This is a genomic window from Veillonella sp. HPA0037 (assembly GCF_000411535.1).
Taxonomy (GTDB): domain Bacteria; phylum Bacillota; class Negativicutes; order Veillonellales; family Veillonellaceae; genus Veillonella; species Veillonella atypica.
In genome coordinates this window covers 230,240-248,980 of sequence record NZ_KE150483.1, presented here as the reverse complement: position 1 = coordinate 248,980, position 18,741 = coordinate 230,240, and the positions used below count along the sequence as shown (strand labels likewise).

The window sequence follows — 18,741 nt, the reverse complement described above, 5'->3', positions numbered from 1 at the left end:
ACAGCGTAAAATGTCTCTATTAAAACGCTTCAGGGTGAGTTATATGCATAGCTGCTACATATCCTGTAGAAAAGGCAGCCTGTAGATTATATCCACCTGTAAAAGCATCAATATCCAATACTTCACCTGCACCATATAAACCTTTAACCAACTTAGATTCCATAGTTTTAGGATTAAATTCTTTTAAAGAAATGCCACCAGCAGTAACAATTGCCTCTTCTACAGGACGTAATCCTTTCACGGTAAGAGGCATATGTTGCAACATATAACCGATTTGTTGTCGTTCTTCCTTTGAAATCTGATTAATCGGTTTTTGTGGATCAATACCGGCCAATTCAATAATTAATGGTATTAATCGACTTGGTAACAAATCTTTCATCCCATTAATTAATTGTTTCTTAGAATAGAGATCAAAATCTTTTTGTAATCGTTTATCTAATGTCTCTGAAGATAATGCAGGTTTTAAATTGATATCTAAACCTATAGTGCCGATATTTTTTTTGCGCATCAATTTTCCCACCGTATGACTAAGAGATAAAACGATAGGACCGGTAATGCCAAAATGGGTAAACATCATTTCCCCAAACATCTTGGCTTGCACCTTATTCTTAGCAACTACAGACAATTCAACATTCCGTAGGCTAAGCCCCATTAAATCTTTTACCCAGGACTCTTCCGTTACAATCGGTACTAAAGATGGACGGATATCGGTAATCTTATGGCCTACTTGAGCCGCCAAAATATATCCATCACCAGTAGAACCGGTAGCAGGATATGATTTACCTCCCGTAGCAATAACCACGGCATCAGCGTGATAGGTTTCTCTGTCTGTCACAACACCGGTGACAACACCATCATCAATCAAAAGTTTCTTAACTGGTTCCTCAAGATGAACATCTACACCATAGTGTTTCATAAGCTTCATAAAGGTATTTCGCACATCCAGCGCGGAATCTGAAGCTGGAAATACGCGGCCGCCTCGCTCTACCTTGGTTTCTAAACCAGCATCGTGTAATAACTGCAACAAATCTTCATTGGTAAAGCGCTCGTAAGCACCATATAAAAACTTACCATTGCCCGGTGTATTTTTAATAAAATCAGACATATCACAAGCATTCGTAATATTGCAGCGTCCTTTGCCGGTAATGCCCATCTTTTTACCAACATAATTCATTTTTTCGAGAAGCGTTACCTTTGCCCCTTCTCGACCAGCAATGACAGCAGCCATTAGCCCTGCTGCACCACCTCCGATTACTACGACGCGCTTCATTTAGAAGCTCCTAGCGCTTTAAGTGCACTTACTTCACGTTGTGTCAATTGACGAACACCACCGCGCTTAACACCACTTAATGTTAATCCACCATAAGCAATACGTTTTAAATTATGAATTCGGTAACCAAAATGTTCAAACATACGACGTACTTGTCGATTACGACCTTCATGAATAGTAATTTCTACTTCGTGAACCCCATTGTGGTCATCAAATCCTAAATCTACAAGTGTAGCAGGTGCTGTCACACCATCTTCAAGAGGCACACCATCGGCGATAACCTGTAAATCTGTATCATTTACACGCCCCTTAATACGAACTTCATATGTCTTTTCAACGCCTTTAGATGGATGTGTAAGATTCTGAGCTAGTTCTCCATCATTTGTTAAAAGCAATAAACCTTCCGTATGTAAATCAAGTCGTCCAATTGGATAGATACGGCGTTTTTCATTTTTAATATAATCCATTACAGTTTCTCGTCCTTGTGGGTCTATAACAGATGTAATAACACCTTTCGGTTTATTCATTAAATAATACACAGGTTTTTCCACGGCTAATAATTGTCCATCAACCATGACCTTATCTTTCATTGGATCAACCTTAACACCCAGTTCCGTCACTTTACGTCCATTGACACGTACCTTACCAGCCGCAATTAATTCTTCTGCCTTACGACGAGAAGCTACACCACAGCTGGCGATAAATTTTTGTAATCGTTCCATATTATATCCTTTTCTATATGTTCTCTGTTCCATCCTCATTAGGAGATTCTATTAAGCTTTCGTCTTTCACACTGTCTATTGATACACCTGACATATCAGACTCTGCAGTAACTAGCTCTTTGTGCAAATCATCAATGGAAGTAACACCTGTACTTCGCAGAAATTCATCAGTTGTGCCATACAGAATAGGGCGACCTACCGTATCCTTATGGCCCAACTCAGCAATTAATGAGCGAGACAATAATTGTTTAATTACCTTGTCGCTATTAACACCGCGTACCTCTTCAATTTCAGCTTTTGTAATTGGTTGTTTATATGCAATAACCGCTAGTGTTTCCATAGCTGCATTAGATAATTTATCCTCTTTTTTACGTATATGACCAATATACATAGCCGATTCTGGTGCACTTACCAGTTCCACACCAGCAGCAGAGATTCGCACGCGGATACCGCGTTTATGGGATTCTAAATCAGATGCTAAGTGATCTATCAATGTCAAGCTATCTTGTTTTGAAAGCTTAAATATATCTTGAATGACATCAATAGAAATAGGTTTAGCCGCAGAAAACAATACCGCTTCTAAATCTGATATGCCCATGCTACTCCTCCTCTACTTGTACATCCCGTTCACCAATGATAGGTGCGGTAAAAATAATATCATCATTTTCGTAAAACATGACTAATTCTTGTTGTTTTAAAAGTTCTAGCACAGCCATGAATATAGTTACCATACCACTTTTAGATTCTATAGCAACAAGTAGCTCACGAAACGCCAATCGTTCACCACGCCTTGCACGACTCGCTAAGGATACGATCATATCCTCTAAGCGATATGCATCTTTCTCAACAGTTACTTGACGAACCTGTTGTTCATCTTCAGATTCAACGGTCTTATGTAATACAGAATAGAATATATCATATAATTTAGATAGTTCTAAATTATAATAACTATCTAAACCTAATACACTCGTTTCCTCAGGGCGACTAAACACATTCGACTCAACCGATGCTTTTTCCATTAATAGCTGAGTAAAATCTTTTATCTTTTTAAACTCTACTAACTTAGCCACTAATTCATCTCGTGGATCTTCGCTTTCATCTGGTTCCGGTTCAACCTTAGGTAATAGCATACGGGACTTAATTTGTAATAATGTAGATGCCATTACAAGGAATTCACTACTATAATGGATATCAAAATGATTCCAATTATCTAGATATTCTAAATACTGGCTTGTGATTTCAACGATTGGGATATCCGTGATTTCAATTTTATGTTTTTCAATTAAATGTAAAAGTAAATCGAGAGGACCCTCGAATACATCCAATTTATAATTATAGTCCCCCATGAATCCCCATTCCTTACTGATACTACTTCATAACTATATAATTATATCCTAAATTAAAGATTTCTTCTACGTTCACCATATACAATTGTATTTTTTAGTATTCTTTGTTATCTTATAATGTGAAGAAAAATATATATTTGTTGTAAGCTCCTTTAGAAAGGATACATTATGTTATCATCAATGAAATCATTGATTCGAAATCCTATTTTGCGTTTTGGCATTATAGGCATAGTGCTCTACATTGCACTATTTTTTATTTATGAACCAGTTACATTAGGTCTAGATGTTGAGGATATTACAATCCTTGCGGTGCCGACCATGGTTGGAATGTTCTTATTCCAGTACTTTATGAGCTGTACCGTGTTTCATCGTGCATTTCTAGGCTATGGTCTGGTTGGTCTACTTTGGGGACTCACATTCCCTCTATTGTTTCATTGGTCCTATGTAAAGCCCCTCTACTTCTATGAGTTTGCCAATGATTTTTTATTTGGTTTACTCTTATTTATGGGCCTATCCGGCATTCAATATTTAGTAACACAAACGGGTCGGCTGCAGAAATTAACATCTGCTATACTGGCATTATTCTCATCGGTCCTTAGTCTCATCCCATTATTACAAATCGGTTATTATATGACCACTTGGCACTGCTTAACGCCAGCAAGTCTATTAGCAGTATATATGACAAATCCAGAAGAAGCCTTCGGATTCTTAAAGAATGCTGCTGGTATACCCGGTCTTATCGCCATCGTCATAGGCTTAATATTATGGACACTCTTCCTATATTGGTGCAACCTAGGAATGAAACGAGTTGTCGATTTTAACACAACTCGCCCTTTACGATTAGGCGTACTCATCGCATCCATGGTAGCATTTATCGTTTATGTACCATTCTTCTTATTTCCTCAAACATGCATCGTAGCCAATTGGACGGCTGCTGGTAATTATGTTAAAGAAATGCAACAATACAACGATAATCACCATCTTGTATTTGATTCATTCAATTTGGATACAAAGGATACGACACCTACTAAAACGCCTGGAACTATCATTCTCGTTATCGGTGAATCCAGTTCCCGTGATTATATGAAGGTCTATAATCCAAAATTCCAATACGATGACACACCTTGGCAAGAGGATATGCGCGATCACAATAAAGATTTTATCTTCTTTAATCATGCGTACTCTTCCTACGTACAAACGGTACCAACCTTAGAACGTGCCCTTTCAGAGCGCAATCAATATAACGACCGACCATTCTTAGATTCTGCTAATATTTTGGATGTAGCTAAAAAAGCAGGTTACACCACATCGTGGTTCAGTAACCAAGGCGTATTTGGCGAATACGATACAGCTATTTCCTTGATGGCCAAAACGGCGGATACCACAAAATGGGCTCATGAATCCTATGGTTTTTCCGATCTTTATGATGAATCTTTATTACCATTGTTAAAAACAGTTGATCCTAGCAAAAATAATTTTGTTGTAATTCATATTATGGGTAGCCACATTTATTACAATGATAGATATCCTCATGAATTTAGTAAATGGAAAAAAGGCCCTAATCCAGAAGGTATTGAGGCCTATGCAAATAGTCAACTCTACACAGATTGGTTGTTACAACAAATTTATACATATGGTAAGGATAATCTAAATCTTCAAGCCATGGTATATTTTTCTGATCATGGTGAAAGCGTAGATAAATCTCACAACCCAGATACATTTGATTTTGTGATGACACACATTCCATTCTGGATGTACTTATCACCTCAATATCGTGCTGCATACCCTCAAACAGTATCAGCTTTAGATAGCCATGAACATCAATATTTCACTAATGATTTATTGTACGATACATTAATTGGTCTCATGCATGCACCAAATAGTCGTTACGATAAAACAAGAGACTTTAGCAATAGCGCTTATCGATTTAATCTACATAATCTAACAACGCTATTAGGCGAACAACCATTAACTAATGACCCTGTAAATGCAGGACAATAAGATATCCTAATACAACAATAGCGACGATTGAATTTATATCAATCGTCGCTATTTTGCGTTATAAGGGCCGATACATTCTTTTCTGTATAAATCTGTATATCGTGTTGTAATAAGAGCTCTGATGTGACACCAACCCCATTTACGAGGGTTCTCGTAAATGTACCATCATATAGTTCACCATATCCACAACTAGGGCTCTTAGCCTTTAGTAAAGCACACCGACAATTGTTATCTACAGCAGTTACTAAAGCTAATGCTGCACCGCGTTTAAATTGTTCTGTCACATCGATACCATCTCTTGTTAGGACTCGATTACCTACGCGTTCTGCTGGACATCTAGGCGTTAACAGCCCTCCCAGTACCTCCGGACATACCGGAACAAGGTTATAGACGTTCTTAAGCTCTTCTAAGCATTCTATTCGATTATGGTCACCATCATAGCGACAACAAACACCGCAAAGGCATTCACTAATTAATAGATTCGGTTTACTCACGTTATATACCTACTCGTAAATACAATTAAAATTATATACAAAAAAAGACTAACCGAAGTTAGTCTTAATGGTGCCGAGGACCGGAATCGAACCGGTACGGTTATTTCTAACCGACGGATTTTAAGTCCGTTGCGTCTGCCTGTTCCGCCACCCCGGCATGGGTAACGATTTTGTGGAGGCGGCACCCAGAATCGAACTGGGGAATAAAGGTTTTGCAGACCTCTGCCTTACCGCTTGGCTATGCCGCCATATAAAGTTAGTGGAGCGGGAAACGAGATTCGAACTCGCGACCCCCGCCTTGGCAAGGCGGTGCTCTACCGCTGAGCTATTCCCGCATGTACATGGTGCCTCAGGACAGAATCGAACTGTCGACACACGGATTTTCAGTCCGTTGCTCTACCGACTGAGCTACCGAGGCATGAATGGCGACCCCGATCAGATTTGAACTGACGATCTTCGCCGTGACAGGGCGACATGTTAACCGCTACACCACGGGGCCGTATCCAAAGTACTTGCTTAGTATATCGGTTATCAGAGTTTTTGTCAACACTATATGTGTAAATTCTTGATGAAGTTTTTTTCATCTCCCAAAATAGTACTATCTTTATGTCCAGGTTCTACTAATAATGCATCATCTAGCTCCAGTATTTTACATAAGCTTTTATGTAAATCTTCAGCATCGCCATTATAATTATCGCTATTTCCAACATTTTGTTTAAAAATAGTATCACCTGTAAATAGATGGCCTTCTATTTCAAAACATACGGAACCTGCGCTATGCCCTGGTGTATGATACACCCGTATATGAAAAGGGTCAATAATTAGTATGCCTTCTTGCAAGGGAATACATTGAGTAAACATCTTTTTCTTATATACACTTGGGCGCCGGCGAATCAATTGTAATAATTCATGATCCCCCTCATGTAAATACGCAGGAATATTGTAGTACTCACAAATTTCATCGAGTGCCGAAACATGGTCACAATGACCATGAGTTAATAAAACGGCAAGCGGTGTAGAGTCCCCTACCATCTCAATTATATGCTTACTATGAAATCCTGGATCAATTATGAGAGATTGATTGTCTTCTTTTAATACATAGCAGTTTGCCTTATATAATCCTAATGGACGTTTTATTATTTCCATTATACAATCCCTTCCCCCATAATACATCCAGTATACATATAAGCTTCTACAAAATTCTATATCGTTTTGTAGTATCTTTTTTTATAAAATATCCTTCCCAGAACTGTGGATGAAGCATAACTAGAATCGTAAATAACTCCAAACGACCTAATAGCATATCCACAATAGCCACACCTTTTGCACCTAAAGGTAATAATGCAAAGGAATCAGTTGGGCCATAACTGCCAAATGCTAAACCTACATTACTTTGGAATGCAGTTACTATTTGTAGTGCATCACCTGTAGACAGACCAAAACATGTCATAAGAAATACGGATATAACATAAATCATTAAATATAGAAATATAAATTGTTGCGTCATACGCACCCACTTTTCTGGCAATGGTTTTCCATTGATTCGTACCACTTGAACCATATCAGGGTGTATGGCTTTTCTCAAATATATGATACTACTTTTAATTAGTATAATAAGACGGATAATCTTAACGCCACCAGTTGTAGATCCACTACAGCCACCAAAAAAGCTGGATATAAATAACATCATTTGAGCCGCAGCAGGCCATAAATCGTAATCAGATACGGCAAAACCACTACCCGTTTGTATTGATACTAAGGTAAAGGCTGAATCTTGAAAAGCTTGTCCTATATCCATAGAATTAGATTGAAAATATAAGGATATAAAGGTAATAAGAATACCAATAGCTAATACCAGCCAATACATACGCGTTTCAAAATCAGAGAATAACGCTGAGAATCCTTTTTGAACTACATTATAATATACGGCAAAATTACCGCCTGCAATGACCATAAACAGTATAAATACAACACATATATATGTATTTTGACTATATAAAAAAGTACCTGCAGTAGTCGGCGTCAATCCACCAGTAGCAATAATAGAAAAAGCATAATTCAACGCATCAAAAGGATCTATACCACCTAAGCAGAGCATTATAAAACAGATGATTGTAAATATTACGTACAATGTCCATAATTTCGATGCTATAGATTGAATCCGTGGTAACACTACACCTGGTTTTGGCACAGATGCCTCAGCATTGAAAAAATGCGCAGCATCAGCACCAAGATTACGTAAGAATGATAGAATCAACACAATGATTCCCATACCGCCAATCCAATGCATTAATCCACGCCACAGTATGAAAGACTTTGGTATGCTATCAACATCAGAAATAACTGTAGCACCAGTAGCGGTAATACCTGACATAGATTCAAACAGCGCGTCCATCGGGTTGACTAATACACCAGATATAATAAAGGGAATAGCCCCCAATAACATTGTTAAAATCCATGTTGAGCTAACCACTAAGAAGCCATCTCTCAAGCTAAAGGTTTTACTCTTATTTCCACCAAGTACTAGTAGACCACCGAGCAGTATGGATAATATAGCTGTAATACAAAAGGACCAATATGCAGTTTCAAATAGAATACTATATATAAATGGTATAACAAGAAAAGCTCCAAAAATATAGAGTAATTTGCCTACCAAGGACATGACAATCTGTATGCGCATATAACCCCTACGTTAAATAATTCAATAATTTAGTAACAGATTCAGGCAATGAGAATAGTACAATATGATCCCCCACTAATAGCTCTGTATTCCCCCGTGGAACAATCGCTTCATCACCGCGGAGTATAACACCAACTAAGGCTTTACCAGGTAGCCGAATATCTTTTAGTTGTTTACCTGCTACGGGAGATTGTTCTGTAATAAGAATCTCTATAGATTCAGCCTTGCCACCTTCAAAAGTAGATATGGAGACAACACCTTCTCCACTTCGAACAAATCGTAATATTTGTCCTGCAGTCATTAGACGTGGTGAAAATACAATATCTATACCGACTTGTTCCATAAGCATAATATATTCAGGACGTCCCACACGAACAACGGTTTTAGGTATGCCCATATGTTTCCCTACTAAAGCAACTAAAAGATTTAATTTATCATCATCTGTTAAAACAATAATAACATCGTTATCGGCCACTTCTTCGGCTTCTAGTAGATCAAAATCCGTACCATCCCCATTGATGACAATAGCTTTATCCACTTGTGCAGCCAAGGCTTCACAACGCTCAATATCCTTCTCAATAACCTTAACAGTAAATCCTGCTTTTTCCAATAAGATAGCTAGATTACGACCTAATAAACCAGCGCCTACAATAACAGCCCGTTTATGGAAAGTTGCATGATTAGAAAACCATTCTTGTTCTACTTCATTAATACCATCTTTTAAACCTAAAAAGAAAACACTGTCATTAGGTAATAATATGCTTTCACCATGAGGTATAATCATTTCACCTAATCGTAAAATGCCAACCAATAACACACCTTCTGGAAAAGTTAACTCTTTTAAAGGTTTATTTACGAGCGGGAATGTACTATTAATTTTAAATTCCATTAAACGTACAGCGCCTTGACCAAATTCTTCTACGTCCAAAGCGGATGGTGTTTCAATAATATGAAGTAATTCTTGCGCCGTAACCATTTCTGGATTAATGAATAAATCAACACCTAATCGTTCTTTCATATGATCGTCCATATGATCAACGATATTGGTATCCCTCACACGTGCTACAGTAGATGGAACACCTGCTATTTTAGCTACCGCACAAGATAACATATTAACTTCATCTGAATCGGTAACTGAGATAAACATCCCCACATCAGATAAGTCAATTTCATTCAACAACTGAATATCGCTACCATTACCGCATACTAAACTAACATCCAACGTATTTTCTAAATTATGGATACGTTCCTGAGAACGGTCTATAAGATATACGTCATGATCATCTTGCACCAGTCTTTCACACAAGGAATACCCAACCTTACCAGCGCCTACTACAATAATCTTCATAGTTTAGACCTCTTGTGAATTTGGGGTCCATTGTTTACCAGTTTCTGTCAACAATGTCCAACCATCTTCTTGTACTACAAGGCGGGATTTCATTAAATGACCTAACGCTCGTTTAAAAGCAGCCTTGCTGATGTTAAATTTATCCTTAATCAACATGGCTGATGATTCATCACTATAAGGCATTTTACCGCCTCGTTGTAATAGGTATTCCATAATAATCTGACCATCAGAGATTAACGCTTTTTCTTTGATTGGACGCATAGAAACATTAATACGACCATCTTCACGTTTGAACGTAACACGAGCCTCTACCATTTCTCCAACATTTAATTTGCGTGTCATTTCTGATCGATGCAAAAAAGCAATCCATCGCTCAGGAGTAATAAAAAAGGCTCCATCACTAGTCAAATTGTAAATAGCACCACTTACTTGTTGTCCTACAACAGCATCGGTAGCAGCTTTAGAGGCGCGTCTCATCTCATCATCAACGTCCATAGAAACGGCCATACGACCAGATTTATCGGTATATAATTTTACCCATACCTTTTCCCCTACTTGAGGTCTGCCACGCATTTCAGCATGAGGCATAAAAATCCCCCGTTCAGTACCAACCTCAACGAAACAACCAAAATTGGTTACATTAATAACCTCAACATAACCAATTTGACCGACCTTCATAGCAGGCAATCGCATGGAGGCAGTCAAACGTCCCTTAGGGTCACGATATAGAAATACCTCTACATCATCACCTATAGCAACTGGTGAAGTTTGTTGATCCTTATGGAGCAAAATATCATCATTTGTATTTCCCGTTTGACCATCAAGGAAAGCGCCATGATCACTAGTGCGTAGAACACGCAGTGTAGCAATGGTATTTTCCAATAATTCGCTAGCCATAGATTATTCTCCTTCAAAAGGAACACGTCCAGCATCGTTCCATAAGGCTTCTAGTCCATAAAATTCACGAATTTCATCGTTACCAAACACGTGACAAATAATATCACCAAAGTCCAATAATACCCATTCACCTTCGCGATATCCTTCACGATGGAGGACCGTCATACCTTGTTCTGCTGCTATATCCTCAATTTCATCTGCAATACTTTGAGATTGTTTAATATTATTGGCGCTTACAATCATAAAATAATCGCCTAACATAGAAACACCTTCCAAATCAAGTATTTCAATATCATGACCTTTCTTATCATAAGCCGCTTGTGCAAGTGCTAATACATGTTGTTTAATTTCTTCTTTTTGTTTCATTGTATCTCCTATTATTCTTTCTTTTCTGGTTCCGAACCTGGTTCTGATGGTTTTACACGTGTACTTTGTTCTGATTCTACTGCAACAGGCGCCTTTTTAGTTTCAGGTGTAGAAACAAATTGACTTAAATCTTCAGGTGCCAATGTTCCCATCGTTATTCCCACTAAACGTTGAGCTTCAGTTGGATTAACATGCCAATACACAATATCATTAATTTTTTCTTTTTCACCAGGCAAAATATAAAAATGAATATGGTCTTTATCCATTTGACCGATAGAACGCATTAATTTAATAGCATCCCATGTAGATATATTACTTTCATAATGACTCCATAAACGCCATATATGCCAAGCTTTTGTTATAAACCAAGTATCTTGTTCCCGATCAACCCATAATTTCAAGAACCGTTCTTGTCGTTGAACGCGTCCAAAATTATCATTATTTTCGTCTGTGTAGCGTAAATATGCTAATGCATTATCACTGTCTAAATTTTGATAGCCTCTGCGTAAATCTATATCTTTACTACCAGTTTCAGCATCAACATGTTCCATATTCTTTTCTACGTAAAACTGTTGACTACCTAAAACATCACTTGTTTTTTTGAAAGCTGCCTCATCAACGACAACATAGTAAGGTATGCTGATATGGAATATATCCTCTACAACGGCTTTCGTTAGTTCAATATTACCTTCTGCATACATTTGATTTAACATAGATGCAGATTTTTGATCTCTACTTTCAATTTTACTATTGCTAGGAATACCAATTATATCCATCGTATTAGTATTCATATTAATAGACATGAGGAATAATGAGTCAGCTTGACTCGGATTATTTTTATCTCGCCCTACAATTAATACATATACCGGCTTGTCCAATGCTTTCTGTTCTACATTAACCGTATCAGTATGCTTAGGTTCACTGGATTCTTCAATCTCACTTGCAGTATCAGTTTGTGTTACTCGATGATATACATAGCTGATTCCACTATACATACCCCAACCGATGCCACAAATAACAGTAAGTGCTAACACGAATGCGATGATTAGACGGCCCCATTGGAGCTTATTTTTTTTCATCTGACGTTCTCGACGTCTTCTACGACGACGAGCTCGCGCTTTTTCACGTTCATCCATTCTAGGCACCTCCTTTTTTCATATGCTGTATAAGATCATTACGGCTAATAATAGTAAGAGGATAAATAGTATCATCACTATCTATTAAATGTCGAATGGTCATATCAAATCCACACAATACTCCGGCATCAAGAGACTGTTCTGCAGCTGCACGAATATCGTTTACGCCAGGAAAATTACGATTAGGCTCAATATAATCAGCTAAAAATATAACTTTATCCAATTTTGACATGCCCACTTTTCCAGTTGTATGAACACGTATTGCTTCTAATACTTCTCGATTAGTAATACCATAATGAGTATTCGCTAACACCATACCTGCTAAACCATGTAATAAAGCACCGCTATGTAACATATCAACATCACAGTCCAAATCGGCAACTAAATCTTGCATTTCTAATAATGGTAATTCTTTAGCACAGTCATGTAACATCGCTGCTAACCGAGCGTCTTCTACATTAGCCCCATATTTTTTAGCTAAATAAATCGCTGACTCTACAACACCTAAGGTGTGTATAAAACGCTTTTTACTTAATTTATTAGATAAGTCGGTTTCAATTTGTTGTATATCCACCTTTAATTATTCCTTCCGATAAATATCATATTTTTCAATATATTGAACTACACATTTTGGTAACATATATCTGACCGTCAAGCCATGACGCAGTCGGTCTCGTAAATAAGTAGCAGATAATTTCATTTCTGGTACATTCATTAAATGAATTCTATTCTTAGCTTTGGGACCTAATAACTCTAATGTTGTATCAACAACCTGAGATCCATCAGGCCTCATAGCACCAATAAAATGACAATGCTCTAATAATTCATCAATAAATTTCCAATTAGGTAAGTCTCGTATTGTATCTGTACCAGCAATAAAGTAAAAAGAAACAGAATCTCCATATATTTTTTTGAAATGATGAATAGTATCAATTGTATAGGAAGGCCCTTCACGACGCATTTCCACATCGGATATTTCAAAATACGGGTTATCTGCTACCGCCGCAGCCGTCATGGCATAACGATGCTTAGCATCAATAACATCATTATGTTTATGAGGAGGTATTCTTGCAGGAACAAATATAACCTTTTCTAAATGAAAGCTTTCCCTTGCCACCTCTGCAATCATTAGATGTCCTAAGTGGATAGGGTTAAAAGTTCCGCCTATAATACCAATCCGCCGGTTCTCTACCATATATAAGTCACACCCTTTATGACTATAATACAAATCAAGATAAATAATGCTAATGCTTTTACATACGATACCCACTCATAACGACCTTTTGGAGTCTGAATATAACGATAATAGGCTCGTATCAAATAATATAAACGCATCACGAACGAATTTGTCCTGTACCAAATACAAAATATTTATAGGATGTTAATGCTTGTAATCCCATTGGTCCACGAGCATGGAGTTTTTGTGTACTAATGCCAATTTCAGCACCAAATCCAAATTCAAAACCATCTGTGAAACGTGTAGACGCGTTATGATATACAGTAGAACAATCGATAAGATTCATAAAATGCTGAGCGGTTTTCATATTATCTGTTACAATCGCTTCAGAATGATGTGTCGTATATTGATTAATATGTGAAATAGCCTCATCCACAGATGATACGATAGCTACATTTAAATCAAGATCATTATATTCTGTACTAAATGAGTGCTCATCAACAGCAATACCCTTAACAATCTGTAATACATCTGGTGTACCGTGAATCGTTACATGATGGGTCTCTAATTTAGAGTCTAATGCCAACAGAAATTTGGGAGCAATAGATTTATGAACCAATAGGGTCTCCATAGAATTACATACAGATGGACGTTGTACCTTTGCATTCACAGCAATATCAACAGCCATGTCAATGTTAGCTTCAGCATCAACATAGGTATGACAGACACCGCTTCCCGTCTCTATAACGGGTATCATACTATCACGTACAACCCGTTGTATTAGTCCTGCACCGCCACGTGGAATCACTACATCTATATAACGGCGTTGTTGTAGCAATACACTTACAGCTTCACGATCTAATACTTCTACTAACTGGATAGCTGCTCTTGGTAAATCATTGGCTTCTAATACATCTTGCATAATGGATACGATGACGCGATTTGTACGGTATGCTTCCTTACCACCGCGCAGAATAGTGGCATTAGCGGTTTTAAAGCATAAGGCGCCAGCATCAACAGTTACATTAGGACGCGCTTCAAAAATGATACCTATAACACCAAATGGTACGGCACGCTTTTCAATGTGAAGTCCATTAGGCCTATTAATAGTTTCAAGGATGGTTCCTACCGGTGATGGTAATAGACTAACTTGACGAACACCTTCTGCCATTTGATTAATGCGCTCTTTAGATAGTAGTAATCTATCCAACATCGTATCAGGCACCACGTCTCGAGCCGAATCCATATCCATGTGATTGGCGGTTAAAATTTGTTCACTGTGTTGAACTAACGCATCGGCTATAGCACATAATACCTCATTGATGCGTTTCTCTGGTAATTGCTGTAAAACAATAGATGCTGCTCGTGCAGATTCACCCATTTCTTTAAATATACTTTCATATGAATTCATACTGCACCTCATCAATGAATAATTACTAAATTATTTCTGTGAACAACCTCATCATATGTTGTATCAATTTCTAATACACGAGCTATATCTTGCGTATTGTGACCTTTAATCTTAAGTAAATCCGTAGAACTATAATTCACTAATCCTCTAGCGATTTCTTTTCCCTTAGCAATAATTGATACTGTATCACCAGGTTCAAAAGACCCATCCACTTCAATAATACCAGCTGGTAAAATACTAGCTCCATGATTTAATACGGCTTTCGTACATCCTTCATCTATAGTAATGCTTCCACTTAAGCGTTTCCCATAAGCTACCCAATGATGCTTTTGAGAAACACCTTGATCATTAGCGACAAATAATGTACCTATATTCTCACCTTTACATACTTTACGTAAAGAATTATCCGATTCACCACTGGCAATAATCATATGTATACCTGAATTAGTCGCCATATGGGCAGCCTTAATTTTTGTATACATTCCACCAGTACCCATACTTGAACCTGCACCGCCAGCGATTTCATAAGTTTCATCTGTAATTACAGAAACTTCGTGGATTAAAGTAGCTGTAGAATCCGTAGCTGGATTAGCCGTATATAAACCATCAATATCAGATAAAATAATAAGCACATCAGCTTCTACAATCCCTGCTACAGTAGCCGATAATGTATCATTATCGCCTATTTTGTATTCTTCAATAGCTACTACATCATTTTCATTAATGATTGGAATAACATGTAATTGTAATAACGCATGTAATGTATTTCGTAGGTTCAAATAGCTATGACGAGAAGTGCTATCCTCCTTCGTCAATAATATTTGAGCAACCGTTCTACCGTACTCTCGAAACATGCGTTCATACATATGAATGAGTACACCTTGTCCTACCGCTGCGGATGCTTGACGTAACACAAGATCTCTTGGTTTTTCTTTAAATCCTAACGGCGCAAGGCCTGCACCCGTAGCCCCCGAGGAAACAAGAATAACCTCTTTCCCTTGGTTGGCAAGATCTGATAATTGACGGACTAAATGTTCTATCCGTTCTAAATTTAAATGACCATTTGGGTAACATAATGTACTGCTCCCCACTTTTACAACAATGCGTTTAGCATTCTTAATGGCATCTCTCATACAATCATCTCCTATAAGGGAAAAAGGTTATAACTATTATTTCGGTAATATAATTTTTGGTTCTTTTTTAGCTTTATAAAGAACACCATTGAATCCAATAACTTGTACTAACTCAGCACCAAGCATATCTGCTAATTCTTGAAAAATAGCTTTATCTTCTGGGCTATTATTAAGCAATTTAACCTTGATTAATTCACGTGCCATCAGTGCTGCTCGTGCACTATCAATCACGCTATCCTCAAGACCATTTTTACCAATTTGCACAACAGCTGGCATAGTTGCAGCTAATGAGCGTAAATACCGTTTCTGTTTTCCTGTCATTATAACTCCTAGTCTCTGAATGTGAATCGTTGTTCACCAATAACAACTTCATCGCCTTCTTGACATCCTTTTTCACGTAATTTATTATCCAATTCCATGAAACGCCAAATACGTTGGAATCGACGTAAGGATTGATCATCGTCAAGATTGGTCATTGCCACAAGTCGTTCAATACGTTTACCCGTAATATAGAAAGCAGCATCATCACCACGTGTAATAACAAACTCCGTATCTGGCTTTGCTTCATACATAACGGTATCATCAGTGGCTTCAACCTCTGGCTCATAATTTTCTACATAATAATATGCTCGTTCCATTAGCTCAGGTAAACCTTCACCACTCAATGCATTGATTAAGAAAACTTCATAACCTTTGTCTTCAAAATAAGATTTTGTATTTGGAATTGTTTCATCATCAAAGACAAGATCTATTTTATTAAGTGCCACGATTTGTTTCTTATTAGCTAATTTCTCTGAGTATTTACGCAACTCGTCATTAATAGCATCAAAATCTACTTTAGGGTCACGACCTTCCATGCCAGATACATCTAGAACGTGAATCAGAATATTCGTGCGTTCTACATGGCGCAAGAAATTATGACCAAGGCCTACACCTTCACTAGCCCCTTCAATAAGACCAGGAATATCAGCCAATACAAAGCTACGATCACCAGGGAGCGTTACAACACCCAATACAGGAGTTAATGTTGTAAAATGATAAGCCGCCACTTCTGGTTGTGCTTTAGATACTTTGCGTAGAATACTTGATTTACCAACGCTTGGATAGCCAAGCAAGCCAACATCAGCCAATACCTTTAGCTCTAGTTGTAACCAGCGTTCTTCCCCTGGTTCCCCCTTTTCAGCAAAGGTAGGTGCACGATTAGAGCTAGATAAGAATCTCGCATTACCGCGTCCACCGCGGCCGCCTTTAGCGATGATAAAGGTATCACCATCGTGAACTAAGTCACAGAACACCTTACCTGATTCTTCGTCCTTAACAACGGTGCCTAATGGAACAGGAATAATTAAATCTTCTGCACCGCGACCATGTTTATTGGCGCTTTCACCATTACCACCCTTTGGCGCTTTAAATTGGCGTTTATACCGAAAATCTACAAGAGTATTAATATTTTTATCTGCTTTTAAAATAACATCTGCCCCTTGACCACCATCGCCACCGCTTGGTCCGCCATTAGGAACATATTTCTCTCGACGGAAACTAGACATACCGTCTCCGCCATCACCCGCTTTTACAAATACACGAGCGCGATCTATAAACATAATTACATCCTTTTCTGCAAAACTATTTTAATAGTTCTATTGCCTTTTGAATTTGAATATCTGACATATCACTAGATGGTGTAGTTCCCTTTGGTAATTCTAGAACTACATCTGGTTGAATACCAGTTCCATCAATCACACGATCATTAGGAGTATGGTATTTAGCTATAGTCACTTTAATACCTTCATCCTCTAGATTTGGATATACACTTTGAACAGTGCCTTTACCATAACTATTAGTGCCAACAATGGTACCTAATTTTCTATCTTGAATAGCGCCAGCAATGATTTCAGATGCACTAGCAGAACCTTTATTAATGAGAACTACCATAGGTAATGCAGGATTTTTTCCATCAGATACATAATTTTTGGTTTTTTCATCTCGTGTTGTGAAAGATACTAATGTACCTTCTGGCATAATAATGCTAGCAATATCTTGCGCACTATTAAGTAATCCACCAGGATTATCGCGTAAGTCTAGAACTAATGAAGTCATTCCTTCAGATAGAAGCTGCTCATATTGTGTTTTAAAATCACCCGCTGTATGCTCAGCGAATTGACTGATGCGAATATATCCAATGTGGTCTGATAACATCTTACTTTTTACTGTAGGTAATACGATTTCTTCTCTTGTAACGTTAAACGTTAATAATTGATTATCCCGTTCAATCACAATCGTTACATCGCTACCAGCTTCACCACGTATTTTTGAAGCTGCATCTTCAATCGTCATAGAATTAGTATCTACGCCATCGATGGATACGATGTGATCACCGCTTTTGATGCCAGCTTTATAAGCCGGCATATCATCAATCACGGATACTGCTTCTAACCCCTTTGAACCATGTCCAAGAACCATGCCCACACCTGCATAGGTGCCAGAGGTATGCTCTTTCATAGATTCAAAGTCATCCTTGTCTAAATAGACACTATGAGGTTCTCCTAAGGAAGCCACTAAACCTTTCAACATACCATCAAACAATGTGGCTTTACTTACAGGTGTCATAAATTTCTGAGTCGCTATGTAATAGGTTACGACAAATCGTGGTAAACCCATAGCTGATCCAGAAATATACCAAAATACGAGCCACAACATAATGATGGACGCAAGTATATATTTAATTAAGGCTAAACCAATTCTTTTAAAATTATTATTCAT

Annotated in this window: 19 protein-coding genes and 5 tRNA genes; 1 reads left to right on the top strand and 23 read right to left on the bottom strand. The window is 37.8% G+C overall.

Annotated features, from left to right (window positions below; genetic code table 11):
• Positions 1-19: 19 nt before the first annotated feature.
• From HMPREF1477_RS01160 to HMPREF1477_RS01145, 4 genes are read right to left on the bottom strand one after another with little or no spacing between them, the layout of a single operon-like run.
• Complete coding sequence (locus HMPREF1477_RS01160) at positions 20-1,270, bottom strand: NAD(P)/FAD-dependent oxidoreductase (protein WP_016475524.1); 1,251 nt, start codon at positions 1,268-1,270, stop codon at positions 20-22.
• Positions 1,267-1,992: a pseudouridine synthase gene (locus HMPREF1477_RS01155; protein ID WP_016475523.1), complete on the bottom strand. Its 726-nt coding sequence runs from the start codon at positions 1,990-1,992 to the stop codon at positions 1,267-1,269. The genes HMPREF1477_RS01160 and HMPREF1477_RS01155 overlap by 4 nt, the downstream gene beginning before the upstream one ends.
• A gap of 13 nt (positions 1,993-2,005) precedes the next feature.
• The gene (gene scpB, locus HMPREF1477_RS01150) at positions 2,006-2,590 is read right to left on the bottom strand and encodes an SMC-Scp complex subunit ScpB (protein WP_016475522.1); all 585 of its coding nucleotides are present in this window, start codon (positions 2,588-2,590) and stop codon (positions 2,006-2,008) included.
• A gap of 1 nt (position 2,591) precedes the next feature.
• Positions 2,592-3,338 carry a ScpA family protein gene (locus HMPREF1477_RS01145; RefSeq protein ID WP_016475521.1) on the bottom strand — a complete coding sequence of 249 codons (747 nt, stop codon included), beginning with the start codon at positions 3,336-3,338 and terminating at the stop codon, positions 2,592-2,594.
• A gap of 168 nt (positions 3,339-3,506) precedes the next feature.
• Between HMPREF1477_RS01145 and HMPREF1477_RS01140 the strand changes: the two genes are divergently transcribed.
• Positions 3,507-5,339 carry a phosphoethanolamine transferase gene (locus tag HMPREF1477_RS01140; protein WP_016475520.1) on the top strand — a complete coding sequence of 611 codons (1,833 nt, stop codon included), beginning with the start codon at positions 3,507-3,509 and terminating at the stop codon, positions 5,337-5,339.
• A gap of 38 nt (positions 5,340-5,377) precedes the next feature.
• On the opposite strand, the gene HMPREF1477_RS01135 is transcribed toward HMPREF1477_RS01140, so the two are convergent.
• From HMPREF1477_RS01135 to HMPREF1477_RS01045, 19 genes are all read right to left on the bottom strand, one after another.
• Positions 5,378-5,833, bottom strand: a complete 456-nt coding sequence (locus tag HMPREF1477_RS01135) for a DUF523 domain-containing protein (protein ID WP_016475519.1) — start codon at positions 5,831-5,833, stop codon at positions 5,378-5,380.
• 68 nt (positions 5,834-5,901) lie between these two features.
• Positions 5,902-5,990: transfer RNA gene (locus tag HMPREF1477_RS01130), tRNA-Leu, on the bottom strand.
• A 16-nt stretch (positions 5,991-6,006) separates the two neighbouring features.
• A tRNA-Cys gene (locus tag HMPREF1477_RS01125) sits at positions 6,007-6,081 on the bottom strand.
• A gap of 12 nt (positions 6,082-6,093) precedes the next feature.
• Positions 6,094-6,168, bottom strand: a tRNA-Gly gene (locus tag HMPREF1477_RS01120).
• A 7-nt stretch (positions 6,169-6,175) separates the two neighbouring features.
• A tRNA-Phe gene (locus HMPREF1477_RS01115) sits at positions 6,176-6,251 on the bottom strand.
• 5 nt (positions 6,252-6,256) lie between these two features.
• Positions 6,257-6,332: transfer RNA gene (locus HMPREF1477_RS01110), tRNA-Asp, on the bottom strand.
• 50 nt (positions 6,333-6,382) lie between these two features.
• Entirely contained in the window at positions 6,383-6,979 is a 597-nt protein-coding gene (locus HMPREF1477_RS01105; protein WP_016475518.1) for an MBL fold metallo-hydrolase, read from the bottom strand.
• A gap of 46 nt (positions 6,980-7,025) precedes the next feature.
• A complete protein-coding gene (locus HMPREF1477_RS01100; RefSeq protein ID WP_016475517.1) occupies positions 7,026-8,513 on the bottom strand; it encodes a TrkH family potassium uptake protein in 1,488 nt (495 codons plus the stop codon).
• Between the two features lie 7 nt (positions 8,514-8,520).
• Entirely contained in the window at positions 8,521-9,861 is a 1,341-nt protein-coding gene (gene trkA / locus HMPREF1477_RS01095) for a Trk system potassium transporter TrkA (protein WP_016475516.1), read from the bottom strand.
• A gap of 3 nt (positions 9,862-9,864) precedes the next feature.
• Positions 9,865-10,758, bottom strand: coding sequence for a S1 RNA-binding domain-containing protein (locus tag HMPREF1477_RS01090; protein ID WP_005381314.1), 894 nt, complete (start codon positions 10,756-10,758; stop codon positions 9,865-9,867).
• A gap of 3 nt (positions 10,759-10,761) precedes the next feature.
• Entirely contained in the window at positions 10,762-11,124 is a 363-nt protein-coding gene (gene rsfS, locus HMPREF1477_RS01085; RefSeq protein ID WP_005378863.1) for a ribosome silencing factor, read from the bottom strand.
• A gap of 11 nt (positions 11,125-11,135) precedes the next feature.
• Positions 11,136-12,260, bottom strand: a complete 1,125-nt coding sequence (locus tag HMPREF1477_RS01080; protein ID WP_016475515.1) for an LCP family protein — start codon at positions 12,258-12,260, stop codon at positions 11,136-11,138.
• Between the two features lies 1 nt (position 12,261).
• Positions 12,262-12,834, bottom strand: a complete 573-nt coding sequence (gene yqeK, locus HMPREF1477_RS01075; protein WP_016475514.1) for a bis(5'-nucleosyl)-tetraphosphatase (symmetrical) YqeK — start codon at positions 12,832-12,834, stop codon at positions 12,262-12,264.
• 6 nt (positions 12,835-12,840) lie between these two features.
• Positions 12,841-13,455, bottom strand: coding sequence for a nicotinate-nucleotide adenylyltransferase (gene nadD / locus HMPREF1477_RS01070; protein ID WP_005383777.1), 615 nt, complete (start codon positions 13,453-13,455; stop codon positions 12,841-12,843).
• A gap of 139 nt (positions 13,456-13,594) precedes the next feature.
• On the bottom strand, positions 13,595-14,848 hold the full coding sequence (locus HMPREF1477_RS01065) for a glutamate-5-semialdehyde dehydrogenase (protein ID WP_016475512.1): 1,254 nt from the start codon (positions 14,846-14,848) through the stop codon (positions 13,595-13,597).
• Between the two features lie 11 nt (positions 14,849-14,859).
• Positions 14,860-15,981 (bottom strand): glutamate 5-kinase, encoded by a 1,122-nt coding sequence (gene proB, locus HMPREF1477_RS01060; RefSeq protein ID WP_009661082.1) that lies wholly within the window; start codon positions 15,979-15,981, stop codon positions 14,860-14,862.
• A gap of 36 nt (positions 15,982-16,017) precedes the next feature.
• Complete coding sequence (gene yhbY, locus HMPREF1477_RS01055) at positions 16,018-16,302, bottom strand: ribosome assembly RNA-binding protein YhbY (protein WP_005381303.1); 285 nt, start codon at positions 16,300-16,302, stop codon at positions 16,018-16,020.
• Positions 16,303-16,310: 8 nt separating this feature from the next.
• On the bottom strand, positions 16,311-17,582 hold the full coding sequence (gene obgE / locus HMPREF1477_RS01050; protein WP_005381352.1) for a GTPase ObgE: 1,272 nt from the start codon (positions 17,580-17,582) through the stop codon (positions 16,311-16,313).
• Between the two features lie 22 nt (positions 17,583-17,604).
• The gene (locus tag HMPREF1477_RS01045) at positions 17,605-18,741 is read right to left on the bottom strand and encodes a S41 family peptidase (RefSeq protein WP_038148012.1); all 1,137 of its coding nucleotides are present in this window, start codon (positions 18,739-18,741) and stop codon (positions 17,605-17,607) included.